Genomic DNA, 543 nt, shown 5'->3' with positions numbered 1-543 from the left:
AGTACCTTTAAATCTAGATGTTTCACTTTTGGAGAAAGGTATAAAAAATCCTTTATATATGACGCTGTTTGTAGGAAAAAGTTTATTGACTACAGCAACCTCTCCATTGATAGAGGGAGGGAGGGCGTTAGGCGGTTATGATCCTAGTCCCCATAATTGTTATGGTGATGCAAGTAAAGCGTGTATAACTAATTATGGAACATCTCCTACTAAACAAATTCATTCAATTTATTCGACTTTAGATCATTTATGGAAGAAAAAATGAGACAAATTTTAAAATTATTGAGTGGTATAGTCCTATTAAGTGTGACTGGATGTGACATATCAAAAATTGACAGCAGTCCTCCAGAGTACGTGAGTATGTGGGAGAAGGCAGGTGCAGATTCTACTGAGGTAGGAAAAGCCCTCTTAGAATGTGGAATACCGAGCCTTATTGATGCTGATTCAGAAAATAGAAAGCTTAGTGTTAATGAGGATGCAACAATTTATGCTTGCATGGTTCAATCAGGATTCCATTATAAAGGGAGAGGAAACTGGTGTTAT

The 543-nt window shown here is 36.6% G+C and carries 1 protein-coding gene and 1 pseudogene; both read left to right on the top strand.

Annotated elements, in window-relative coordinates; translation table 11 throughout:
* Positions 1-265: pseudogene (locus ACFIL8_RS12610) on the top strand (hypothetical protein); the annotation flags it as partial.
* On the top strand, positions 262-543 hold a 282-nt coding region (locus ACFIL8_RS12605), incomplete at its 3' end, for a hypothetical protein (RefSeq protein ID WP_375690122.1). The pseudogene ACFIL8_RS12610 and the gene ACFIL8_RS12605, both read left to right, overlap by 4 nt.

The sequence above is a fragment of the Bartonella sp. AP57NXGY genome (assembly GCF_042195805.1).
Lineage (GTDB): Bacteria > Pseudomonadota > Alphaproteobacteria > Rhizobiales > Rhizobiaceae > Bartonella.
Note: the sequence above shows the minus strand (reverse complement) of the source record. Positions and strands in the feature narration are given on the sequence as shown.